Source organism: Candidatus Nitrosopumilus sp. (assembly GCF_029882185.1).
Classification (GTDB): domain Archaea; phylum Thermoproteota; class Nitrososphaeria; order Nitrososphaerales; family Nitrosopumilaceae; genus Nitrosopumilus.
This window is the reverse complement of sequence record NZ_JAOULD010000003.1, coordinates 26,664-49,665: the sequence shown is the minus strand read 5'-3', so window position 1 is coordinate 49,665 and position 23,002 is coordinate 26,664. Positions and strand designations below refer to the sequence as shown.

Here is a 23,002-nt window from a genome sequence, read left to right as displayed (position 1 = left end):
ATTTCTTATTTTACTAATATGGTCTTGTAAGTTAGAGTTGTCAAGTTAGTCAGGTTAATTCTAAGATTCAGGATAATCTTCAATTGGATGTTTTGTTTTGAAATTTTTCATTTCATCATCAAAAAAGAATTTTTCAGTCAATGCAGGCTTTAGATCATCTAACCAAATTGCATTTTCATCATATTTTGCAAAGAATGGCACTTGTACCCAGTCAGGATTTCTGCCCTGCAAAAATCTCAAAACAATTACTTTTTGATCATTTAGGTTTGCGGTTCCAATAACGTGTACTTTGCCTGGAGTAGCAGACATGCTAGGTCCACGAACAGTTCTTGCTAATCCACTAACTGAAGAATATGCTTTTCTAAAAATTTTGTATGCTTTTACCAGTGGAACTCCAAAGTAGTGTTGTGCACCTGTATCTCTTACAACAAACATATAGTATGGGATACATCCAAGCTGAACTTGTTTAGTCCACATTTTTGCCCACATTTCTGAATCATCATTAATGTGTGCCAATAATGGAGATTGTGTTCTAATTTCTGCACCTGTGTTTCTTACAGCTTTGATTGCATCTTTTACAGCGTCCGTTGATAATTCATTTAGATGATTAAAATGCGCCATGAATGCAAGGTGTAATCCATTATCTGTAATTTTTTTGAATATGTCTAACATTTCCTGAGAATCAGAATCTGTTAAAAATTTGTAAGGCCAATAGGCAAGGGATTTTGTTCCAATTCTAATTGTTTTGAGATTAGGTAATTTTGCATCAATTAATGTATCAACATATTTTGAGAAAATTTTTGCTTTCATAATCATCGGATCACCACCTGTGAATAAGACATCAGAGATTTCTGGATGTTCTCTAACATATTGAACTAGTTGTTCTCCTTCTTGCATTGCAAATTTCATTTCATCCATTCCTACAAATTGTGGCCATCTAAAACAAAAGCTGCAATATGCATGACATGTTTGACTTTGACTGGGGAAAAAAAGACAAGTTTCTTTGTATTTGTGTTGCATTCCATAAAGTTTTGTCCCATCTTTTAGAGTTGGAACATTAAGTTCCATTTGACCTGCAGGATGTGGATTAAGTTGTAAACGTATTTCATTTGCAATAGATGTGATTTCTTTTTTATCTAAATTATTTTTTAATGCATTAGCCATTTTTTCATAATGTTCTGGCTTTAACATTCCTTTTTGAGGAAATGTCAGTACAAAGATAGGATCATTAGGGATATTATTCCAATCAATTAATTGTTCTACAACATAATTATTTGCTTTAAACGGTAAAACATTTCCTACAACTTCCATTTCAAATTGAGTTTTTTCACTTAATTTTTGAATTTGAGGGAGAGTTCTGAAATTTGATAATGTATAAGATTTTAGTGATGGAGAATTATCCCATGCTGATTCTTGATATGTCATTGTATAATTAGTGATGTTACCCTTGATAAGGATTACAGAATTTTTATGGCTAAATTTTATATTTCATTCAGTTTTATTAAAAATTCTGTTAGGAAAAAGAGGGTTAACCTATGTATTATAATAAGAATAAGGGATTCTAAATGGCTGAAGAAGTAATTGATGCAGTATCAAATCAAGTAGACCAGTTTCAAGGCATATCTCAGCTTCTAGACTCATCTGAATCCCTTCGTGCGGCATTTATTGTATTAATTGTAGGTATAATTGGAATTGTTATTGTTTATCGTACATTTTCAAAATGGGTAAAGAAACAAAAATTAAATTATGTACGACCTCATTTTTCAAGATTTGTCAGGGTAATAGTATTACCAATTTTTGCCATCATATTAATTACATCAGTGAATTTGTACATACAATCATTTGAACTGTTTGATAATGATGTTTCATATTATGCAGATGGGGAATTAACTCCTGAGGAAACATTTGCAAAAATTCTCAATACAATAAACATTCTTGTTATTGGGTATTCAGTTTCGCATATAATTCCAATAATACTTAGTAAAAAAGAAAAATCAAAATTAGAAAAAGAAGATTTTGAGTCATGGAAAGAACTACGTGGATTCCAAGATGATGAAGGTGATCTTTTCCATAAATTCTACAAATGGGTACCTCCAAAACACATTCCAGATGAATTGACTAAGGAAGAATATGAAGAAAAATTAATGACTAATGAGGGAATAAAATTCCTCGAAGAGTTTAGAACCTCAAAAGGACTACCTATTGGAAGTTTTAAACAACTAGTAGAAGATCCATTTGAAAAATGGAAGAAGTCTGAAAGAAGTAAATATCTAAAATATTATGAGGATTGTATTTCTGGAAATAATGAATCTGGAAAAGAATTAATGCCAGGACAAGATGTTGAGGAAATTTATCCTATAGATACATGGAGAGAAGAGAGAAGGTTTTCCAGTTTTGATCCAATAATTCCTGGATCAAAACCTCCAGGTCATGCTAAAAGAAAAAGAAAAGATCTTCCAAAATCAATTTCTCAAATTTTACCATTGGGAATATTTGTTTCAGTAATACTTGGGGTAATTAGTTGGTGGGGAATAGATTTGATAATACTTGCAACTGCTACAGGAGGATTAGCTATAGGTATTGGATTAGCATTACAGGAAACTATGCAAAATTATTTTGCATATATTTTGATTAGAAAAGACAAGATTTTTTCAGAGGGGGAGCGTATTCAATTAGATTCTGGATATAATGGCTATGTGCACAAAATTACTCCTAGAGTGACTTTCATACGAGATGCATTAAATGAGTCATTTGCCATAATTCCAACTAGACAGCTTGTTACTGCTCAAATTATTAATTATTCAAAAGAGCTCAAAATGGTGCCTGCAGTTGTTGAAGTAGGAGTTTCTTATCTAAACAATCCAAAACAAGTAGCTGGAATTTTAGTAAAGATCGGTAAGCGTGCTATGGAAGAAGTCTTAGATGATAGAGGAAGACATATGGTTGTACAACATAGATGTCCTTACTTAAATCAAAATAAACCTAGTTGTGGATGTGATAAAGATATTCATGTTGACTTGAATCAACCAGTTGTGAGATTTAACAAATTTAATGATTCATCCCTTGATTTTTCCTTGTGGGTATTTGTTAGGGATTATGGTTCACAATTCAAGATTAAAACAGGTATCAGGATGATCATGTATGAAGAATTTAAAAAATATGATATTAGAATTCCATGGCCAATTAGAACCGTGTATCAAGGTGATGAAAAGAGAGAAGACGAGGAGATTCGAAAGCTTGATGGAGAAAGAAATAGAGTCATTGATGAATTTGGTCTTGGTGACTTAGGTCGTGGTGGAGCTGCAGAAGAATGATCTTCTCAAAACTTAAGAATCCCATTAATTGACATTTCTTGTTGAGTAAATTATCAGTAATTGCAGGTAAATCTTCTGAGGACATAGCAAAAAGATTATCTAAAAAAATGAAGGCAAATTTTGTAAAATCACAGGTAAGGGTATTTGAGGACGGAGAAAGCAAAATTACTCTTAGTGGAAAAATTTCAAAGGGGAAATCTATTGTTGTGCAATCAATTTATCCTCCAGTTGATACAAATCTAATTCAAGCGTTATCATTAATTTCAAAAGCCAAAGAGACATCATCTGAGGTTATTGCTGTGATACCATATATGGGCTATGCAAGGCAAGATAGAGAGTTTTTACCAGGAGAAATTATTACAATGAAGGTTCTTGGCAAATTATTCAAAGGAGCTGGTGCATCAAAAATTATTGCTGTCGATATTCATAGTATGATGGGATTCAGACATTTTACAATAAAAACAGAGAATGTATCTGCAATTCCTGAACTTGTACGATTTGTTAAGAAATTGAGCCTAAAAGATCCTTTTGTTGTATCACCTGATCAAGGAGGAAAAGAAAGAGCAAAAGAGTTTGCAAGAGAATTAGGTTCGGAGTATATCACCTTGGAAAAAAAAAGAGATAGAAAAACAGGAAAGGTTCAGATAAAAACAAAGAATCTTGATGAAGTTGCTAATAGAGATTTAATTTTAGTTGACGATATGATTAGTACTGGAGGTAGTATTGTAAAAGCTACTCAATTTCTCAAAAAACAAAAATGTAAAAAAGTGTATGTTGCATGTACACATGCATTATTAATGAATAATGCAGAAGAAAAAATTAGAAAAGCAGGAGTAACAAAAATTATTAGTACAAATACTATTCCAGGTAAAACATCCATTGTTGATATTTCTAATATCATTGTAAAGGCAATTTCATAATGCCAGAAAGTTTTTTTGTCTTATCTAAAGATTATTTAGAACTTGCAATAGATGAAATTACAGCAATTGCAAAAATGTATGACAAATTTTCAAAAATTAAAGTGATTTCTAATTTAGTCATTGTTCAATCTAAAACAAATTGGAATGAAATAACAAAACGAGTAACATTTGTAAAAATTTCAGGGCAAGTTTTAAGAAAAATGTCAGGATTGTTTTTGGATGAAGAAAATGTAGGAGTATTAAAAAATGCAAAAACATTTGTTTGTAGAGTAATAAACTTGTCATCAAATCAATTTAACATTCCAGAATTAGAAAGTTCCATGGGAGATATGATATCAAAATTTTCTCATGCAAAAGTAAAATTAGATAATCCAGATATTACAGTGTATTTGATTTTTACAAATAATGAAAATTTTTTTGGATTTTCAAAACGTGTCAAAAATCAAATAAGGCCCAAAAAGATCAAAACATTTCCTCATGAATTAGATTGGAAATTAACAAGACTGATGATAAATTTGATAGGATTAAAGAAAGGAGAAACTGTTTGTGACCCATTTTGTGGGACAGGAACTACACTTCTAGAGGCAGAATCAATGGGAATTCATGGTATTGGTCTTGATTTTGATGAAAAAATGTGTGAGATAGCCAAAGAAAATCTAAAAGCTAACAAATATCATTCTGAAATTATAAAATCAGAATTTCAAGGATTATCAAAAATATCAGAAAAATTTGATGGAATTGTGACTGATTTACCATATGGAATAGCCTCAAAAACATCAGATAAACCTCAAGAAATACTAAAGAAATTCATTTCAATTCTGCCTAAACGAAAAAGAGTGGCAATAATGTACAAAAAAGAATTAGATTTCAATTTAAAATTGACTGGATTAAAAAAGTACCATATCTATAGGCATAAAAGCTTAACAAGAACAATTTTGATAAAATGAAACTAGTATTCTTAGGAACATCAGCAGCCCAGCCTACTGAAAATAGAGGATTATCATGTATCTGTTTGGAAAAAGATGGAGAGATCTTAATGTTTGATGCAGGTGAATCTGCACAGATATCATTTATGAAATCAGGTTTAGGATGGAATAAAAAAATGAAGATATTTGTTACACATTTGCACGGAGATCATTGTGTAGGAATCTTAGGATTATTGCAAACAATGTCTATGCAAAATAGAACTGAAAAATTAGAAATTTTTGGGCCTAATGGTATTGATGAATTTATTGGTTCTAACATCAAAGTATTAAATTTTGGATTATCATTTCCTGTAATGATTACAACCATCACCGAAGGTAAAATTTTTGAAGATGAAAAATTTTCTATACATGTAGGTAAAGCAAATCATTCAATAGATGCATTTTCATATTTATTTAAAGAAAAGGATAAGCCAGGTAGATTCAATCTAGAAAAAGCAAAACAATTGGGAATTCCTGAAGGAAAGTTATGGAGTGAATTACAAAAAGGTCATGAAATAAAAATTAATGAAAAAACAATAAAACCTGAAGAAGTTTTAGGTGAAAGACGACCAGGTAAAAAGATTGGAATTTCTGGAGATACAATGCCTACACAATATCTAGAAAAATTCTTTGAAGATTGTGATTATTTAGTATTTGATTCTACATTTTTGGATGAAGAAAAACTAAGAGCAAAAGAAACATGTCACTCCACTGCAAAACAGGCTGCAACATTAGGTAAGAATGCTAAAGTAAAAAATTTGATTTTGACACACTTTTCAGCGAGATATAAAGATGAAATTGGACATTTGAAAGAAGCACAAGAAATACACGATTCAGTGATTACAGCTAGAGATTTTTTAGAAGTAAAAATTAAGTAATATGTTTGATTTAATTGAAGATAATATTCATAGATTTAAAAAAATAGTTTTTGTTACTGGAGCTGGAATTTCACAAGAAAGTGGAATTCCTACATTTAGAGGAAAAGATGGATTATGGAGAAATCATGATGCAATGAGATTAGCCACAATTGATGCATTTTATGATAATCCAAAATTAGTTTGGGAGTGGTATAATGAGAGAAGAGAGAATATTTTTCAGGCACATCCAAATGCGGGTCATAAAGCAATAGCTGAATTAGAAAAATATGCTGAAGTTGTAGTTTTAACACAGAATATTGATGGATTACATCAAAAATCTGGTAGCTCAAGAGTTTTAGAACTCCATGGAAGTATTGTAAAGATCAAGTGCTCAGTTTGTGACTATAAAGAAGAAATCTTCAGAGAGATTTCTAAATTACCGCCTTTGTGTAAATGTGGTAATGTACTCAGACCAGATGTTGTTTGGTTTGGAGAATTATTACCTCAAGAGGTATGGAAAAATGCCATTAATTTTGCAAATAACTGTGATTTAATGATTATTGTAGGAACATCGCTTGTTGTATCTCCAGTAAACACACTTCCAATCTATGCAAAACAAAATAATGCTACATTAGTAGAAATTAATCCAGAACATACAGTTATGTCAGAAAATATGGATATTATAATTAGAAACACTAGTGCAGAGTCAATACCAAAACTAGTTTCTTTATTTAAAAATAAATCATGATTGATAAAATATGCCATTAATTTTTGTATCATATGAGTCACCAGGATTATAAACTGATGATGTTACAGTTCCATAATCCTCATGATCAACGATCATATCAATATAATATGGAGTTCCAGTTGTATCATTAACATTTGTCTCAAATATTGAAGTGTGAAATGTTCCCGTAAAAATTTCTTTGTCTATAGTTCTAATTACAACGTTTACACTTTTTGTTTTTCCACTTGTATCAATATATTGAAGAATGATATTTTCATCAGATTGTTTAGTTGATAAAGACAAAGTTTCAGAAGGTATTGAAATAGAATCTTGTGTAGAAATATTATTTTGTGATTGAGTTATTGAATTAGAATCACCTGTAAAAATATTTTGAATTGACTCTATAGGATTAAAATTTGAAATTTCTTTTTTTATCATTTTTTGAGAAGATTCCTTTACTTGAGAAATTTCATTTGTCACTTTATTTCCAGCTTCACTAATTTCTTCAGATATAGATTCAGTTGTCTTATCTGTAATTTTATTAATAGATTCATCAATTCTTTGCTCAACAGAATCAGAAGCCTTAGATCCAAAATTACTAACGTCATTTTTTAAGTAATCAAATACGGTTGCAGATGTTGAAGGGAATAAAGTATCAATTTCATTAGAAAATATCATGCCTCCTAAAATTACAATACTTACAATTATGCCTAGTTTAATGAACATTAATCAATAATTTAAAAAAATAGATTTTAGATTCAAACTAAAAAAAATAGTCAAAAAAGAGTTAATTTTCTTAGCTAATTTTCATCAATTTGGAAATGCAATCCAATCTATTATTTCATTAATATTTGACGATGTTAGAATTACTTTGATTGGGCCTAGTGGAGATTCTTCTGCCTCGTCACAAATAGCTACTTTTTCAACAAAAGCTGCTTGTTTATTTAGAAAAAACCAAGTTTTGTTATTTTCCAGATTATTTTCTAGATTTCTGGTATAACTTTTATGAGATTGTGTCGATGTGATTGTTTCATAAATTTTTTCCAATGATCTTAATTCATTTGATTGTGCCTTTATTGAAAAATTTTCATTTTTTATATCTGAAAATGGAAGAATATTAGAGATTGCTAATTCGACTTTTTTTGGATCTTCAGATAGATTTACTGGACAGATCATTTCAATTTTACAATTTATGTTAGGAATTTTCATTCTATCCAACTTTGAATGATTTTGAAAGTTTGTTCAATTAATTCTTCCTTTGTTAAACCAACATTTGATATTGCATAATCAGATAATGCAATTGAATTGCTTATACCAACACCTAATTCACGATTATCTCTTTCTTCAAAATGTTCTTTGGTTTGTGGATCATCAGATCTTCCTCTTTTTTGTAAAAAATTAAATCTTGTATCAGTAGATGCATGAACGGCTAATAATTTTACAGTACCAAATTTTTTTAATACATTAATTTCATCATTTGATCTTACACCATCTATTAGAATTACATTTGATCTAGAAGACTCGATTTGGGGTTTTACCAATTCTGCAATTGCACCAGGTCCGTTATTTTCTCTTAATTCTAACATTAATTTTCCAAGATTTTCTCTAGTAGATTCTAGATTTCGTTTTTTTGCTTCCTCTCTTACAGCGTTTCCCATATTGATAATCTCATACCCTTTAGATTTGAGTCCATCTGCAATTGTGGACTTGCCAGCACCAGGCATTCCCGTTAAACATACAATTAATTTTGTCAACATATATCAAAAATAAAGCAAGTCTATGAAGTTACCGGAAATAATTATAAACATTATTTAAAAAATATCATGATGCGTGTTTTTATTGCGATTGAAATAACAAATGATGAAATCGTTGAATCAATCAAAAAGTTCCAGAATGAAAGCAAAATTGATGCAAAACCAGTTGAATCAAAAAATTTTCATTTCACTTTACAATTTATTGGTGACGTATCAGAAAAAATGAATAGTAAAATCAGTCAATCTCTTCAAAAAATTGAGTTTTCAAGTTTTGATGTATTTTTAAAAGGAGTAGGAGCATTTCCAAAACCCAAATTTCCAAGAGTGATTTGGATTGGTACAGATGAACATGGTGGCAATATGCTCATTCAACTATCAAAAAAAGTAAACGAGATATTAGAACCACTTGGATTTTTTCCTGATAAACCATTCAAACCTCATATCACAGTATTTAGAATTAAAAAGCAGATTGGTGACATATTAAAAGAATTGGAGAATGGAAAAATGATTAATTTTGGATTGCAACACGTATCTAGTATTAAATTAAAAAAAAGTGAGCTTACTTCTAATGGATCAATTTATTCAGATTTGATGGAGGTTAGTGCAAAAAAATGAAACAAATAATTTCTATAGTGTCTAAATTCGTAGTTCCTCCAAAAACAATAGAAAGATCAAAAAAAGAAATTGCAGATATAGCTTTTTCTTTGGTAGAAAAAGAAATTAAAAAGTATTCTGAAGCGATTGGGTTAGAATTTGGAGGTTCTTTTGCTAAAGGTACATGGTTATCAAAAGATGCAGATATTGATATTTTTATCAAATTTAAAAAGAATACATCTGAAGAAAAGTTTAAAAAAATTTCGCAAAAAATTGGTTTTGATTCTTTAAAAAAATATTCACCGTATGTAAGATTTTCTCAGCACCCATATGTTGAAGCTAAAATCAAAAACACAAAAATCAATGTAGTACCATGTTATGATGTAAAAATTGGAGAATGGAAAAGCGCTGCGGATAGATCATCATTTCATACAGAATTTATGAAGAAATCATTGACATTAAAAATGAAAAATGAAGTCAGAGTTTTGAAGACATTTTTAAAATCAAATAAAATTTATGGTGCAGAAATTGCAAAACAAGGGTTTAGTGGTTATATTTCAGAAGTTTTGATTTTTGAATTTGGAAGTTTTGAAAATTTAATTAAATCAATTTCAAAAATCAAAGAGAATCAAATAATTGGAAAAACATCAAGATCATTTGATACTTCAATTGTAGTAATTGATCCAATTGACAGTAACAGAAATTTGGCAGCTGCTATTTCCAACGAGAATATTGGAAAGTTTATTCTAATTTCCAGAGCATTTAAGAATAAACCAAGTTTAGGGTTTTTTAAAAATAAAAAACCTAGAATCGCAAACAAGTTTTGGAATAATTTACTAGTTATCAAATTTGATTTCAAAGCTAGAAGTCCTGATATCATTTGGGGACAAATCAAAAGAGCTACATCTACAATAAGTACACAGTTAGAATTGGGAGGATTTACAGTATTAAGAAGTAAATCTTATACTGATCAGCAAAAAGAAGCTTATCTTTTCTTCTTTTTAGAATCTATAAAAATCAGTCAAGTATATCAAAAAAAAGGACCAGAATTCTTCAGAGAAGACAGCTCTCATAGTTTCATTTCTAAAAATCTTAGAAATGCAGAATTAGTATGGGTTGGAGATGAAAGAAAGATAATTTCATTAGAAAAAAGAATTCATACTGATGCAATAAATTTCTTGAAAGAATTTTTGAAAAAAAATCTTCAGACAGGAATACCAAAAGGTCTTCAAAATGATTTCAAAAAAGGTTTCAAGATATCTATAGGAAATAAAGCCCTAAGCAAATCAATTAAAGAGGAAGCCGCTGAATTAATCTCAGTAGATGGCACACTCATTCATTTCAATTAAAAAATTTTCAGAAAAACCTTATTCAAATATTTTAGGGTATCCAAAAGCAACTGATCATCAGATTAAATTAAGAATTAATGAATTGGAAAAATTAAAAATTAAATCAATTTCTTTAACAGGTCCTACTACACTTGGAAATTTAGCAATTTTAGGAAAGGGATACGTTGGCGTTGTAGTTATTGCAAAAAGAGGAAACAAAGAAGTTGCTCTAAAAATTAGAAGAACTGATTCTCAAAGAAAAAACATGAAAAATGAATCAGAGTTTTTGAAATTAGTGAATTTTGTAAAAGTTGGTCCAAAAATAATTGATGTTAGTAAAAATTTTTTAGTGATGGAGTATCTAGAAGGAGAAAAATTTAGCGAATGGATCAATTCATTGAAAGGTACTGGTAGCGCAAAAAAATTAAAATCAACAATTAAAAGTATTTTGGAAGATTGTTATAGATTAGATCAAATTGGATTTGATCATGGTGAATTAAGCAATATTTCAAAACATGTTATTGTAGGCAAGACAAAGGCTTCCATAATTGATTTTGAAAGTTCTAGTACTAAGAGAAAACCATCTAACGTTACATCAATTACCCAAGCATTTTTTATTGGATCAGGGATTTCCAAAAAAACTCAAAAAATTATCAAAATTCCATCTAAAGAAAAAATTATTCAGGCTTTACAATTATACAAACAAGACAAATCTCAAAAAAATTTTGAACAGTTGCTTAAAAATCTAAAATTGTAATGGGAACGGCAGGAATTGAACCTGCGACCACTAGTCCCCCAGACTAGTATCATACCAAGCTAGACTACGTTCCCTTGCTTCAGAGGCACAAAATGAAATTATTAAATCGTCCTATCAATAAAGAAAAGTAATGAAACTTTGTAAGATTTGTCACAAAATTTCTGCAACAGATGAAGATCATTTAGATTGTATTCAAAAAAGAAGTATAGAAACAGAATCTGAAGATTTTAAAAATGGCCTTCCAGAAAAACTTAATCTATCAAATAACAATCATGAATTAAGTGTTGAGATTAGAGCCATTTTAGAACATATTTCAAAAAATAAAAATTCGGATGAATAAATTAGAGCCATTTTGATAGTCTTTCTTTTTCAAATTCAATTTTTTTAGAAAGATTATCAGCTGTTAATTCTGTGAGATTTGTTGATGGTTTATCATTTGTGAACATATCGACCTCAATTACAGATGCAGTACCTCTTCCAGATTCAATAAAACATCCACCTTTTCCATCAAATAATGCAGAGTCTTCTTTTGATTGAATTTTTGAGATAATATTTTTTGCAACTGTAGTTCCTTCCCCTTCTGCAAAAACTCCAGCCTTTGGAACTGTTATTTTTTCTGTAACAGTTAAATTAGTAACATCACCTACTGCAAAGACATTTTCAAAAGATGTCTTGCAAGATCTATCTATTGGAATAAACTCAGATTCTTTAGCTAATCTAGAATCATAAATTACTTTTGGAGCAATATGTGGAGGTATAGCTAAAAGTAGATCAAAATCAGCTTCACTGTTTTCAAAAATTAATTTCTTTGGCTCAACAGATTTTATTTTGGATGAGTTATGAAAAACAATTTTTTCAGAATTCACTAATTCAAGAATTCGTTTGCTAACTTCAGGTCCAGCCGCAGGTAGTGTTATTGGGGCAGGACTGTAAAAGTCAATTTGAACAGAATCACGAATACCACGTTTTCTAAGCATGGAATTTATCAGTAAGCTAGCCTCAAATGGTGCTGGAGGGCATTTGTAAGGCATCCCCATAATACAAATTGCTATTTTTCCAGATGTGATATTCTGAAGTTTGTCATGAATTTCTGAAAGCTGTTCATGATCATATAGATTGAATCCGTTTTTTACCAATCCAGGAATTTTTTGGGGAGCTAAAACTGCACCCATTGAAATAATTAGAAAATCAAAAGAAAATTTTTGTGATTTAGTTTCAACATGATTACTTTCAAAATTTATTGATGTAATTTCATCTTTAACAAAATCAATTTCTTTTTTTTCTAGTTCTTTTAATGAACCAATAGAATTTTCAAAAGTTCGTGTCCCATTCATTATCCATAATTTTGCAAATCCAACCATAAACCAGTCTTTTTTATCAATTACAGTAATTTTTACTTGAGATGATGATAGTGTGTTTCTTAATTCATTTGCAGCTGAGAGTCCACCAAATCCTCCCCCTAAAATAACAACATGAGGAATATTTACCAATTTAGCGTTCTTGTGTTGTAGGTCGAATTAGAATCTCATTCACATTGACATATGATGGTGAATCAACTGCATACAAAATTGCATTTGCAATATCTTCTGCTTGTAAAGCTTCCATTTTCTTTGTATTTTCTACAAATCCTTTTAGAGATTCATCAGTAATGGTATCATTAAGTTCTGTTGCAACTACTCCTGGCTCAATACTAGTTACTCTAATATTAGAACGAACACTAAATTCCTGTCTTAATCCTTCACTAAATGCAGCAACTGCATGTTTTGTTGCACAGTAAACGCTGCCAGCAGGAAAAACAATTCTTCCAGCTACAGATGAAAGGTTAACTATATGACCAGATTTTTTTTCTTTCATATGAGAAATTACAGCAGCTGTAGAATACAAAACGCCTTTAATATTCACATCAACCATTCTATCCCATTCATCAACCTTTAGGCTTTTGAAGAAACTTAATGGCATCAGTCCTGCATTATTCACAAGAATATCAATAGAGCCCCATTTGTCCAAAACAGCTTTAGCAAAATTTTCACATTCAGATCTTTGTGTCACATCTAATTTTTGATAAAATACTTGTCCACCTTCTGCAGATATTTTTTTTGCAAGTTCTTCTAATCTGTCAACTCGTCTAGCACCTATTGCAACTTTTGCTCCCGCTTTTGATAAGGCCAATGCAGTGGCAAATCCAATTCCGCTACTAGCTCCAGTAATTATTGCAACTTTGTCTTTGATCATTTGATATCTGAATCAATCTAAATTTGAACATCGTAAAAACGTTTAGTCATTTAGTAATTTTAGAATAAAAACTAGCACCTTTATTAAAAGAAAAATAGTAATTGAAAATATGCAATCAGAAAAATGTGCATATTGTGGAGATCTGACGGATATGCCGTTTCAATGTAATTATTGTAAGGATCCTTTTTGTTCTGAACACAGACTTCCTGAGGAACATAGATGTGTGAAACTCAGCCAGATCAGGGCAAAAAGATTTGGTGAAAAAAAAGTTATTCGGGATGGTGGGCGTAACAAACCAAATATTTTAAAACGAATTTTTGGAAGATTTTAAAATCAATAAGGACTTTTATCAGGAGAAATTTTTGCACGTCTTCCTTGATAAATCAGGGCAATAGCAAGTGCAAACATTACCATAGCAGTTAACGGAAAATTTTGTGGTGCAGGTAAAATAAACCAATAGTAAACTCCAAAACCAATTGATACAATTGCTTGTATCCACAATTTTATCCATTTTGGAGATTTTACAACTCTGCTAATAATTTCTATCATAAAAATTCCAATTACAGGATAAATTGTATAAAAAAGAAAATCAATCACATCAACACCTGTATGAGACATGTATTATGATGATAAAAGGTATAATTTCTATCTAATCTTCTAAATGAACCTTAGTTGCAATATTTTTGACAATTAAAGCCTGGGCATTTTCATATGGGATTGTAGCAATATCTTCAGTTTTAAAAGGTCCATATTTTTCAAGATCAGCACCGACAATTTCATCTACTTCGTGAAGGAATCTAATTACAATTTTCTTAGTTTTGTGACTCTGAGATAATGACTCTAAAAATTTTGATTTTCCATTTAGTGTAGCTGAAAGAATCATTTCAGTTCTTTCTTTTTGTTTCTCTTGAGAATCAAGGATGAATTTTTCTTCATCTAACAAATTACTTATTTCTAAATCAGAGGAACTTGAAATTTTATCTAATCTAATTTCTATCAATAATGATGTTAGTTCTGTAACCATTTCTATCATAGCATCTTTAATTTTATTTTCAATTCCATCAAATTCTTGTTTTTGTAAATTTCCTATGAAATCAGCTAGATTTCTATAAAAATTAGGAGTAATTTCTAAAAGTGAATCACTTTCAGTTTCACGTAAAACTGTATGATGTAATGAGGTAATATCAATTTGATTTTCTTCTGACATTTCTTACCTAATCCTTAAATGACTGATGTATTTGTGTTTGATTGAAGAACAAATTGCCATATAAAGTCAGTCACGGTAAAGCAATCCAAGTAACATATTCACCAGACGAAGTTTTTTCAAGAATTCAACATGAAGGAATTCAATTTATTGATCTGCAATTTACAGGCCTAACAGGACATTTTCACCATACTACAATTTCAGCAAATACATTTACTCCAGAACAAATGCGAGATGGATTACCAAAATTAGATGGTTCATCAATTATTGGATTTGCCAGTATCGATGATTCTGATTTGCTTTTAAAACCAGATCCAAACACTTTTGCAATTATTCCTTGGTTAACTGAAAATAAAACTGCCAGACTTCTATGTGATGTTTATTGGGGTGAAAACAGAGGAAGACTGTCAAGAGATCCAAGAGGAATTTCTCAGAAAGCTGAACAGTATATCAAGTCTCAAGGATTTGACTTTAGTACATGGGGTCCAGAAGTTGAATTTTTTGTATTTGATAAAGTACATTGGGATGTTTTGACACCTTATAAAGGCCAATCATATTCAATTGAATCAAAAGAAGCTCCATGGAGTCAATCAGGAGATGGATATCCTATGGGACTACAAGAAGGATACTATCCAAGTACTCCAGCAGATACTCTTACACCATATAGAAATGAATGTGTAAATATTTTAAACAAAAATTTTGGCATCTTATGTGATAATCATCATCACGAAGTTGCAACAGCAGGACAATGTGAGATAGATATCAAATATGATTATATGACAAATGCCGCAGATGCTGCACAATCTTACAAGTATGTAATTAGAAATGTTGCACAAAAATATGGAAAAGTTGCAACAATGATGCCAAAACCAATTGCAATGGATTCTGGTTCCGGTATGCATGTTAATGTTAGTTTATGGAAAGGAACTGAAAATGCATTTTATGATCCAGATGATGAAATTGAATTAAGTCAAGTTGGAAGATATTTCTGTGGCGGTATAATTAATCATGCAAAAGCACTATCAGCAATTGGTAATCCAACAACTAATTCATATCACAGATTAGTACCTGGATATGAAGCTCCTGCATATATTGCTTGGAGTTCTGGAAATCGTTCTGCAATAGTGAGAGTTCCAAAACATCTCAAGGGCAGAAATTATTCTAATCTTAAAAGACTTGAATTTAGAGCACCAGATCCTTCATCAAATCCATATCTTGTATTTGCAGCTGTAACAGCAGCAGGAATGGATGGAATAAAGAAAAAGATTGATCCCGGTGATCAAGTTCGTGATGATATTTTCAAAATGACAAAATCAGATAGAGCTAAGAGAGGAATTGGAGTTCTTCCAAAAAGTCTTGGTGAAGCATTAGATGAATTAGAAAGTGATAGAAAGTTCCTTAGTCCAATCTATACAAACGATGTTATTGATAAAATTATTGAACTAGAAAGAAGAGATCAACGTGAGATTGCAATTAGACCGCATCCACATGAATTTTATCTTTATTTTGATGTCTAGGTTCTTCCAGTTAACTGAAAAATATAATATAATGAAATAGACATTAAGGCAAATCCACTTCCAAGAAATATTGCTCTTTTACTTTCAGATGTTGCAGCTCTGTATAGTAAAACGCCTCCTGCAAGTCCTGCAAATAATACCAACACTCCAATAACAACTCCATCAAAACTTGTATTTGTGATAAGAGGATGAAAGAATCCTGCTAGTAATGCAAAAAATACAATCAGGTAAATGTATTTGAAACCAGTGAGTGCTTTAGAGGTAATTTGATTCAATGTTGTTTGTAATTTGATTAACAATTAAAGTTTTAAAAAATTTCAAAATAATTTACATCATTCCACCCATGTCAGGCATTCCACCCATTCCAGGCATTCCACCCATTCCAGGCATTCCACCCATTCCGCCTTCACCACTAGGTGGTCCACCTGCAGATTTTTGAGTAGCAATAATATCATCTATTCTAAGAATCATACATGCAGCCTCGGCAGCTGCTGAAACAATTTGAAGTTTGACTGCAAGTGGTTCAATAATATCACTTGATTTCATATTACCAATCTTTGCCTTCATTACATCAATTCCAGTCCATTTCTCTCCTTTCTGTTGCTTTGAACGAAGAAGTGTAAGTGTATCAATTGGATCCATTCCAGCATTGTCAGCAAGTGCCATTGGAATTTCTTCTAGAGCATCTGCAAATTTTTCTGCTGCAAGTTGTTCTCTACCTTCCAAAGACTTTGCCCAACCTCTAATTTTGGTTGCAGCAAATGTTTCAGGAGCTCCTCCACCTGCAACTATTTGTGGTTTTAACATTACGTCTTTTACAACCATTAAAGCATCATGAACAGAGCGTTCAACTTCATCAACAACTCTTTGTGAACCTGCACGAAGAAGTAATGTTACAGATTTTGGATGTTTACATCCTTCAACAAATACCCATTTGTCTTCTTCAATTTTTTTCTCTTCAACAACCTCAGCAGAACCAAGATCTTTTTCAAAAAGATCATCAAGATTTGTAACTATTCGAGCACCTGTTGCTTTTGCTAATTTTGTAAGATCACTTTCTTTAATTCTTCTAACAGCAATAATTCCTGCTTTTGCAAGATAATGTTGAGCCATATCATCCAATCCTTTTTGACATAAGACTACATTAGCACCAGAACCGATAACTTTGTCAACCATTGTTTTTAGCATTCTATTTTCTTCATCTAAAAATGATTTTAATTGTTGAGGATTTGAAATATTGATTTTTGCATCAGTTTCAGTTTTACTAATTTCTAATGCGGTATTGATTAATGCAATTTTAGCATCTGTAATTTTTCTAGGCATTCCACCATGAACAATTTCTTTGTCAAGAACAATGCCTTGTATAATCGTAGAATCTTTAATTGAACCACCAGCTTTCTTTTCAACCTTGATATCATCAATATCAACATCGAAAGATTCGCCAGTTTTTTCTGAAACAGCAAGCACTGATTTTACAATAATATCTGCAAGAAGATCAGAATCCTTTCTAACAAGTTTTGTTTGCATTGAAGTTTTTGCAATTTTATTTAAAATATTTTTATCATTTGCAGAAATTGTATCAGCAATTTCTTCCAAGAATTCTTTTGCTTTTCTTGCAGCCTTTCTATATCCATCAACAATAATTGTTGGATGTACATCTGAATCAATTAATGATTCTGCTTGTGATAATAAAGCACCAGCTAGAATTACAGCAGATGTTGTACCGTCACCAACTTCGTTATCTGTAGTTTTTGAGATTTCAACTAGCATTTTTGCTGCTGGATGTTGTACATCAATTTCTTTTAGGATGGTTGCACCATCATTGGTAATTGTAACGTCACCTAATGAATCGACTAGCATTTTATCCATACCTCGAGGTCCAAGGCTGGTATGAACAATTTCAGAGATAATTTTAGCTGCTGCTATGTTATTTTTTTGGGCTTCTCGTCCTTTAGTTTCAGAACCACCCTCTTTTAGCAAAACAACGGGCATAGTTCCCTTTGAGGTTGCTTGCATTCCCATAGATGCCAAAACTCCAGATTCCCCTTTTATACCTTCCAGATCAGGAAGGATATTTTTGAGATCATATCGGTGTTTTTAAATTGGGAAAATCAAGATGCAAAATATGGCTAAATCACAAAATAGAGAAGCTTATGATAAAATATTTACAAAATTAAAGGATCATCATAAATGGTTTGAGAATTCAATTCCATTAATTGCAAGTGAAAATATTCCTAGTCCTGCAGTCAGAGAAGCAATAATTTCTGATTTTGGAAATAGATATGCTGAAGGATGGCCTGGAGAAAGAGTCTATGCGGGTTGTGTCTACATTGATGATGTAGAGTTTGAATGTATGAAATTAGCTAAGAAATTATACAAAGCAAAATTTGCTGATGTCAGACCAATTTCAGGAGTTGTTGCAAATTTGGCAATATATTCTGCATTTACTAATCCTGGAGATATCATGTTAGCACCTTCAATTCCAGCTGGTGGACATATTTCACATGGGAAAAAGGAACATTTTGGAACTGCAGGTTTAGTTCATGGATTAGAAATTGAATTCTATCCATTTGATGCAGAAGAAATGACAATTGATGTAGATAAGACAAAACAAAAAGTAAAAGATCTCAAAAATGAAAACCGTTTACCAAAAATGGCAATGTTTGGTGGTTCATTATTTTTGTTTCCTCATCCTGTGAAAGAATTATCAGATTTTCTCAAAAGCTATGATATGCATATTAATTATGATGCGGCACATGTTGCGGGATTAATTGCAGGTGGAAAATTCCAAGATCCTCTTCGAGAAGGTGCAGATACCATGACTATGAGTACTCACAAGACTTTGTTTGGCCCTCAAGGTGGACTTGTTTTAGGTTCGAAAGAACATGAAGAAGTAATCAAAAAAGCAACTTTCCCTGGACTCACAAGTAGTCACCACATTCATCATATGGCAGGAAAAGCAGTTGCATTTGCCGAAGCTTTAGAGTTTGGTAAAGATTATGCTACTGCAGTGATCAAAAATGCAAAAGCATTTGCCGAAGCATTAAGCGATATGGGATTTAAAGTATTAGGAGAGAGCAGAGGATTTACACAATCGCACCAAATTGCAGTTAATGTTTTAGATTATTCAGATGGAGGGAAAGTAGAAGCTGATTTAGAAAAAGCAAACATCATAGTAAATAGACAGTTAATTCCAGGAGATATTAAAGCTGGAAGAAACTATTTCCATCCAGGTGGAATTAGATTGGGAGTTTCTGAAATTACAAGACTAGGAATGAAAAAGAACGAGATGCAAGAAATTGCATCATATATCAAACAAGTTGTAATTGATAAAAAGGATCCAAAGAAAATTCTTTCTAAAGTTAAAACATTCAGAAAAGATTATCAGAAAGTTAAGTTCTGTTTTGATAATAAATTAGGTGCTTACGAGTACGTCAAATTAAGATAGATTTACGAATAATCTGTCAATAAGGATTGATCTCCTCTACTTTTACCAAACACTAATTCTATTTCATCTGATAAAGCAAGAATTCTTCCTTGTTGATATTCACCCACATCATATTTTTCAACTAATCTTTTTGCAAGTTTTAGATATTTCTCTACTGAGCCCCTAGTAATTGTGGCAATTAATTTGTGACCACAAACGCAAGTTTGGATAAGAGGCATTCTACGAAATGATTTTCCACATGCAGTACATCTAAAGCTCTGTCTAGCATATGCTCTTAAGTTTCCCATTAGATCTGGAACAAGATGTGTTGAAATTACATTCGAAACAATCTCTGATGTATTTACAGCGTTGATTAATTCAGCATTTTTAACTTGCATGTCAAATTTATCAAGCATTGAACCAAGTGTGGAATATGCACTTCTTGATTTTGAAGTTGTTAATGATGAAGTTTTGTGCGTAAAATGATAATCATAAAATTGTCTTTTAGTTTCAAGCCGAGATTTAATAATTTCAATTGAGGTCACATCAGAAGCTTTTACTTGTTTAAATGTAGATTCAAAGAATTCCAAAGGAAGTATTTTTGTGACTTCAAGATTATGTGCTTGTGGTTGAGATTCATGTGGTAAAACATGTGGTTGAACAAGTAATGGTGCATCCATCAATCCACCTATTCTATCAGATAGAAATTGTCTTGAGAAATTAAGTAGGCTATCCATTAATAGCATTATTGAATCAGCATCACCATCAGCATCTCTTCTTTTTGCAGAATGCCAATTAGGAGTTCCAAAACAAACATGAGTTTCAGTATATCCTATGATTCTGCCTACTATTCCTACAGACGTGTGAGGAGCTAAACCAATTATCAAATGTCCAATAAGCTCTTTTGAATTCTTTACATTATAAAATGCAGATTTGCCATAGAATTTTTCTAATAAGACATCAATGTATTTACAAGTTGAGACTAGATAATTTCCACTTTCATATGGTATAATCACATCTTGCATACGAAGTTCTATAGTTTGTTCTTCAGACTCAATTGGATTTCCGTCAATGTCATGAGTATACCCAAGTTCTTTTAGTTTTTCAATTGATGTACCAATCCATGATGGTCTAAATTGTGTTAATGGAGAATTTGTTGCATCAAATCTTACGGTTCCATCCTTGAAAGTGGTTAATCCAAAGTTTTGTCGTACAAGTCCTTTTTCAAGAGGTTCTGCAATTTTATCTTGATTGATGAGTTCTTTTACTCCTTTGAATGGTTCTTTAGCACGAAGTCCCATTTTTTCCTGAGCTAAAAGTAACCTAGTTTTTAATGGAAATTCTTTATGTGAATGAGCAGGGGATTTACGCTTGCATTTTTCGCAAAATGGTTCTTTAAGAGTATCTCTGCAATTTGTGCATCTGTATGTGATAGAAGTTTTTGTGCCACAAATAGAGCATTTAATTCCAATAGATGGTTGATTGCATTTTTTACAATGTCGATTGTAAATATTAGCAAAAAAATGTTCAGTTCTAGAAGCTTTAAGAAGATCTCTAGTAGGTCCACCTTTCTCACCAACTGGAAACAATACATGTGTTGCAGGTTTCATTTGTCTAGCTGCTGCTTTTTCTGGTCTTCCTATTCTAACTCCAATGCTTGTTGAGAATTTATTATTAATTTTAATGCCAGATGATTTAGTTAGAATTTTTGGTACTGATAAATCATCAATAGATGGTTTCTTTTTAAATAAAACATTAAAGAAAATTTTTGCTTCTTGGTGTTCAAGAATAATTGAATCGTTTTCAATTTTATGAGGAGTACCTAAATCTTCAAGAATTTTTTTTACATCATTTGAATATTCGATTGATGTTTCATTGACATTTTTAGGTTCTAAAAGTTTGAGGAGTTCTTTAGACGATATTTTATCCCAGAAATATAGATAATGTGGATGAAGTGGAATTTTAAAATCAAGTGAAATTTTTAGTGCTTCATCAATTGTTGGAATTCTATTTAGAAATTGATTTAGGTACTGATCATTTGGTTCATATTTTTCAATTTTTTGTTTTAGTTCCTCTATCCAAAATTCTTCTACATATGCTGAGGGTATTAATTGTGCGTTATTTTCTAAAAAATCACCAAATGAAATTAAAATATCACCTAAATGTAGAATTTTTTCAATGTCATTTTTGATTTCTAATCCATGTTTTACATCTAGAATCTTTACAACATTTCCGTTATTGAGACGAACAGTTGGGGTATCAATTGAATCAACAAATGCTATAGTTGCTCCTTTACCAGGAATGTCAATTTTGATTTGAGTACCTACTGCTACAGTATGATCAAGAATTTCTGCAATTACTGGGTGTATTCCTACTGCTGCAAAACCCGTATTACATGCTCTTCCATATCTCAGTCTAAATCCACCTAATTTGTTAGGCATTGATAATACAGATCTGCCTGTAATCACTTCACGCATTCTTTTTGCAGCTGCATCTTCCTGATTTTCCCCAGTCTGAACTGCTCCTTTAAGATCATTAAGCCATTCCCAGCCATCCAGATTATACAATTCGATTCTTTTGAGGAGTTTTTTTGATCTTCCAATCAATCCATCATTTAAAACACGTAAGGCACCTCCCCTTACTCGGTCTGTTTGGATTCTAGCCATAGATTTATGATTTACAACCTCATATGGATCAGTGTCAACACCAGCTAGTTCAACTGGAAGATTAGAAATTACATGTTCAATATCTTCATCTAAAATATGGAATTGAAAGCTACTAGCTTCTCTTTCATAGATTCTTAATTCCTCAACAAATCTGCCAGTTTCATCATCAAAAGAATTTGCTTGAAATTTTGAAAGGCCAGCAATCTTTCTAACATGATCTGCAATTAGTAGAGTAACTGCAGATTCAGTTCCACCCGCTGAACGCATTGGTCCTGCAATAGAAACAGAAAGATATTCTGTTCCATCTTTATTTTTTTTTATTTTTACTTCACTAATTCCTTGTAATGGTGCAATAGTTACTCCTTCAGTAATTATCGCTAATCCTACACGGACTGCAAGATCTAATTTGTCTTCTAAAGTAGCGTCTGGAAGACAATATTTGCCTAAAGCAATCTCTTTTGCTAAAATTAATGCCGAGAGTTCTTTTCCATTGATTTTTAGAATTTCTCTTAATGGTTCGGCGATATCGATTTCGTGCATTTTTGCAACTCTATCAGCCAAATCAAATGCTATTTTAGGCTCAATATTACCTGAGGAATCTGTAAGACTAGATTTAGCTGATGCCGCATGCTCAAAAATTGAATATACCTCATCTGAGAGGCTAGAATAGTAATTAAGATAGTAATCAGGCATCTCGGTATTACTAATTCGAGATGTTGAATCATTTTTGGACATAATAC

Annotated in this window: 23 protein-coding genes and 1 tRNA gene; 12 read left to right on the top strand and 12 right to left on the bottom strand. The window is 31.4% G+C overall.

Annotated features, from left to right (window positions below; genetic code table 11):
* Positions 1-60 precede the first annotated feature (60 nt).
* On the bottom strand, positions 61-1,425 hold the full coding sequence (locus OEW78_RS01720; protein ID WP_300323162.1) for a lysine 2,3-aminomutase: 1,365 nt from the start codon (positions 1,423-1,425) through the stop codon (positions 61-63).
* A gap of 140 nt (positions 1,426-1,565) precedes the next feature.
* On the opposite strand from OEW78_RS01720, the gene OEW78_RS01715 reads away from it, so the two are divergent.
* From OEW78_RS01715 to OEW78_RS01695, 5 genes are read left to right on the top strand one after another with little or no spacing between them, the layout of a single operon-like run.
* Positions 1,566-3,314: a mechanosensitive ion channel domain-containing protein gene (locus tag OEW78_RS01715; protein ID WP_300323160.1), complete on the top strand. Its 1,749-nt coding sequence runs from the start codon at positions 1,566-1,568 to the stop codon at positions 3,312-3,314.
* Positions 3,315-3,355: 41 nt separating this feature from the next.
* Entirely contained in the window at positions 3,356-4,234 is an 879-nt protein-coding gene (locus OEW78_RS01710) for a ribose-phosphate pyrophosphokinase (RefSeq protein ID WP_300323158.1), read from the top strand.
* Positions 4,234-5,181: a DNA methyltransferase gene (locus OEW78_RS01705; RefSeq protein WP_300323156.1), complete on the top strand. Its 948-nt coding sequence runs from the start codon at positions 4,234-4,236 to the stop codon at positions 5,179-5,181. The genes OEW78_RS01710 and OEW78_RS01705 overlap by 1 nt, the downstream gene beginning before the upstream one ends.
* Positions 5,178-6,077, top strand: a complete 900-nt coding sequence (gene rnz / locus OEW78_RS01700; RefSeq protein ID WP_300323154.1) for a ribonuclease Z — start codon at positions 5,178-5,180, stop codon at positions 6,075-6,077. The genes OEW78_RS01705 and rnz overlap by 4 nt, the downstream gene beginning before the upstream one ends.
* 1 nt (position 6,078) lies before the next feature.
* The gene (locus OEW78_RS01695; RefSeq protein WP_300323152.1) at positions 6,079-6,804 is read left to right on the top strand and encodes an NAD-dependent deacylase; all 726 of its coding nucleotides are present in this window, start codon (positions 6,079-6,081) and stop codon (positions 6,802-6,804) included.
* Here OEW78_RS01695 and OEW78_RS01690 read toward each other — a convergent pair.
* The 3 genes from OEW78_RS01690 to OEW78_RS01680 all read right to left on the bottom strand — a co-directional run bounded on the left by OEW78_RS01690 (position 6,799) and on the right by OEW78_RS01680 (position 8,540).
* Positions 6,799-7,509 carry a hypothetical protein gene (locus OEW78_RS01690; protein ID WP_300323150.1) on the bottom strand — a complete coding sequence of 237 codons (711 nt, stop codon included), beginning with the start codon at positions 7,507-7,509 and terminating at the stop codon, positions 6,799-6,801. The genes OEW78_RS01695 and OEW78_RS01690 overlap by 6 nt on opposite strands.
* Before the next feature lie 84 nt (positions 7,510-7,593).
* A complete protein-coding gene (locus tag OEW78_RS01685) occupies positions 7,594-7,992 on the bottom strand; it encodes an RNA-binding domain-containing protein (protein WP_300323148.1) in 399 nt (132 codons plus the stop codon).
* Complete coding sequence (locus OEW78_RS01680; RefSeq protein WP_300323146.1) at positions 7,989-8,540, bottom strand: AAA family ATPase; 552 nt, start codon at positions 8,538-8,540, stop codon at positions 7,989-7,991. Before OEW78_RS01680 ends, OEW78_RS01685 begins: the two co-directional genes overlap by 4 nt.
* Before the next feature lie 69 nt (positions 8,541-8,609).
* Here OEW78_RS01680 and thpR point away from each other — a divergent pair, with 69 nt between their 5' ends.
* From thpR to OEW78_RS01665, 3 genes are read left to right on the top strand one after another with little or no spacing between them, the layout of a single operon-like run.
* Positions 8,610-9,152, top strand: a complete 543-nt coding sequence (gene thpR / locus OEW78_RS01675) for an RNA 2',3'-cyclic phosphodiesterase (protein WP_300323290.1) — start codon at positions 8,610-8,612, stop codon at positions 9,150-9,152.
* Entirely contained in the window at positions 9,149-10,480 is a 1,332-nt protein-coding gene (gene cca / locus OEW78_RS01670; protein WP_300323144.1) for a CCA tRNA nucleotidyltransferase, read from the top strand. The genes thpR and cca overlap by 4 nt, the downstream gene beginning before the upstream one ends.
* A complete protein-coding gene (locus tag OEW78_RS01665; RefSeq protein WP_300323142.1) occupies positions 10,455-11,216 on the top strand; it encodes an RIO1 family regulatory kinase/ATPase in 762 nt (253 codons plus the stop codon). Before cca ends, OEW78_RS01665 begins: the two co-directional genes overlap by 26 nt.
* On the opposite strand, the gene OEW78_RS01660 is transcribed toward OEW78_RS01665, so the two are convergent.
* Positions 11,217-11,290, bottom strand: a tRNA-Pro gene (locus OEW78_RS01660).
* A gap of 56 nt (positions 11,291-11,346) precedes the next feature.
* Between OEW78_RS01660 and OEW78_RS01655 the strand changes: the two genes are divergently transcribed.
* Complete coding sequence (locus tag OEW78_RS01655; protein ID WP_300323140.1) at positions 11,347-11,556, top strand: hypothetical protein; 210 nt, start codon at positions 11,347-11,349, stop codon at positions 11,554-11,556.
* Position 11,557: 1 nt separating this feature from the next.
* Here the strand turns inward: OEW78_RS01655 and OEW78_RS01650 are convergent, their stop codons facing one another.
* Both OEW78_RS01650 and OEW78_RS01645 read right to left on the bottom strand, forming a co-directional pair.
* Positions 11,558-12,706, bottom strand: coding sequence for an FAD/NAD(P)-binding oxidoreductase (locus OEW78_RS01650; RefSeq protein ID WP_300323138.1), 1,149 nt, complete (start codon positions 12,704-12,706; stop codon positions 11,558-11,560).
* A gap of 1 nt (position 12,707) precedes the next feature.
* Positions 12,708-13,448: an SDR family oxidoreductase gene (locus tag OEW78_RS01645; RefSeq protein WP_300323136.1), complete on the bottom strand. Its 741-nt coding sequence runs from the start codon at positions 13,446-13,448 to the stop codon at positions 12,708-12,710.
* A gap of 109 nt (positions 13,449-13,557) precedes the next feature.
* Here OEW78_RS01645 and OEW78_RS01640 point away from each other — a divergent pair, with 109 nt between their 5' ends.
* A complete protein-coding gene (locus OEW78_RS01640) occupies positions 13,558-13,779 on the top strand; it encodes an AN1-type zinc finger domain-containing protein (protein ID WP_300323134.1) in 222 nt (73 codons plus the stop codon).
* 2 nt (positions 13,780-13,781) lie between these two features.
* Here the strand turns inward: OEW78_RS01640 and OEW78_RS01635 are convergent, their stop codons facing one another.
* Positions 13,782-14,066, bottom strand: a complete 285-nt coding sequence (locus OEW78_RS01635) for a hypothetical protein (protein WP_300323132.1) — start codon at positions 14,064-14,066, stop codon at positions 13,782-13,784.
* A gap of 31 nt (positions 14,067-14,097) precedes the next feature.
* Positions 14,098-14,655 (bottom strand): hypothetical protein, encoded by a 558-nt coding sequence (locus OEW78_RS01630; protein WP_300323130.1) that lies wholly within the window; start codon positions 14,653-14,655, stop codon positions 14,098-14,100.
* A gap of 53 nt (positions 14,656-14,708) precedes the next feature.
* Here OEW78_RS01630 and glnA point away from each other — a divergent pair, with 53 nt between their 5' ends.
* Entirely contained in the window at positions 14,709-16,169 is a 1,461-nt protein-coding gene (glnA, locus tag OEW78_RS01625) for a type I glutamate--ammonia ligase (protein WP_300323128.1), read from the top strand.
* On the opposite strand, the gene OEW78_RS01620 is transcribed toward glnA, so the two are convergent.
* Entirely contained in the window at positions 16,166-16,444 is a 279-nt protein-coding gene (locus OEW78_RS01620; RefSeq protein WP_300323126.1) for a hypothetical protein, read from the bottom strand. The two genes, glnA and OEW78_RS01620, sit on opposite strands and share 4 nt — an antisense overlap.
* A gap of 52 nt (positions 16,445-16,496) precedes the next feature.
* A complete protein-coding gene (gene thsB, locus OEW78_RS01615) occupies positions 16,497-18,191 on the bottom strand; it encodes a thermosome subunit beta (protein ID WP_300323124.1) in 1,695 nt (564 codons plus the stop codon).
* 103 nt (positions 18,192-18,294) lie between these two features.
* On the opposite strand from thsB, the gene OEW78_RS01610 reads away from it, so the two are divergent.
* Positions 18,295-19,617 carry a serine hydroxymethyltransferase gene (locus OEW78_RS01610; protein WP_300323122.1) on the top strand — a complete coding sequence of 441 codons (1,323 nt, stop codon included), beginning with the start codon at positions 18,295-18,297 and terminating at the stop codon, positions 19,615-19,617.
* 2 nt (positions 19,618-19,619) lie between these two features.
* Here the strand turns inward: OEW78_RS01610 and OEW78_RS01605 are convergent, their stop codons facing one another.
* Positions 19,620-22,997 (bottom strand): DNA polymerase II large subunit, encoded by a 3,378-nt coding sequence (locus OEW78_RS01605; protein WP_300323120.1) that lies wholly within the window; start codon positions 22,995-22,997, stop codon positions 19,620-19,622.
* Between the last annotated feature and the right edge of the window lie 5 nt (positions 22,998-23,002).

What these genes read in the sequence shown, in the direction of transcription:
- OEW78_RS01635 (WP_300323132.1), bottom strand. Translation starts at nt 14,066, where the DNA reads ATGTCTCATACAGGTGTTGATGTGATTGATTTTCTTTTTTATACAATT.
- OEW78_RS01630 (WP_300323130.1), bottom strand. Translation starts at nt 14,655, where the DNA reads ATGTCAGAAGAAAATCAAATTGATATTACCTCATTACATCATACAGTT.
- OEW78_RS01695 (WP_300323152.1), top strand. Translation starts at nt 6,079, where the DNA reads ATGTTTGATTTAATTGAAGATAATATTCATAGATTTAAAAAAATAGTT.
- rnz (WP_300323154.1), top strand. Translation starts at nt 5,178, where the DNA reads ATGAAACTAGTATTCTTAGGAACATCAGCAGCCCAGCCTACTGAAAAT.
- OEW78_RS01715 (WP_300323160.1), top strand. Translation starts at nt 1,566, where the DNA reads ATGGCTGAAGAAGTAATTGATGCAGTATCAAATCAAGTAGACCAGTTT.
- OEW78_RS01705 (WP_300323156.1), top strand. Translation starts at nt 4,234, where the DNA reads ATGCCAGAAAGTTTTTTTGTCTTATCTAAAGATTATTTAGAACTTGCA.
- OEW78_RS01720 (WP_300323162.1), bottom strand. Translation starts at nt 1,425, where the DNA reads ATGACATATCAAGAATCAGCATGGGATAATTCTCCATCACTAAAATCT.
- OEW78_RS01610 (WP_300323122.1), top strand. Translation starts at nt 18,295, where the DNA reads ATGGCTAAATCACAAAATAGAGAAGCTTATGATAAAATATTTACAAAA.
- OEW78_RS01605 (WP_300323120.1), bottom strand. Translation starts at nt 22,997, where the DNA reads ATGTCCAAAAATGATTCAACATCTCGAATTAGTAATACCGAGATGCCT.
- OEW78_RS01645 (WP_300323136.1), bottom strand. Translation starts at nt 13,448, where the DNA reads ATGATCAAAGACAAAGTTGCAATAATTACTGGAGCTAGTAGCGGAATT.
- OEW78_RS01640 (WP_300323134.1), top strand. Translation starts at nt 13,558, where the DNA reads ATGCAATCAGAAAAATGTGCATATTGTGGAGATCTGACGGATATGCCG.
- thsB (WP_300323124.1), bottom strand. Translation starts at nt 18,191, where the DNA reads ATGGGAATGCAAGCAACCTCAAAGGGAACTATGCCCGTTGTTTTGCTA.
- OEW78_RS01680 (WP_300323146.1), bottom strand. Translation starts at nt 8,540, where the DNA reads ATGTTGACAAAATTAATTGTATGTTTAACGGGAATGCCTGGTGCTGGC.
- OEW78_RS01655 (WP_300323140.1), top strand. Translation starts at nt 11,347, where the DNA reads ATGAAACTTTGTAAGATTTGTCACAAAATTTCTGCAACAGATGAAGAT.
- OEW78_RS01685 (WP_300323148.1), bottom strand. Translation starts at nt 7,992, where the DNA reads ATGAAAATTCCTAACATAAATTGTAAAATTGAAATGATCTGTCCAGTA.
- cca (WP_300323144.1), top strand. Translation starts at nt 9,149, where the DNA reads ATGAAACAAATAATTTCTATAGTGTCTAAATTCGTAGTTCCTCCAAAA.
- thpR (WP_300323290.1), top strand. Translation starts at nt 8,610, where the DNA reads ATGCGTGTTTTTATTGCGATTGAAATAACAAATGATGAAATCGTTGAA.
- OEW78_RS01690 (WP_300323150.1), bottom strand. Translation starts at nt 7,509, where the DNA reads ATGTTCATTAAACTAGGCATAATTGTAAGTATTGTAATTTTAGGAGGC.
- OEW78_RS01665 (WP_300323142.1), top strand. Translation starts at nt 10,455, where the DNA reads ATGGCACACTCATTCATTTCAATTAAAAAATTTTCAGAAAAACCTTAT.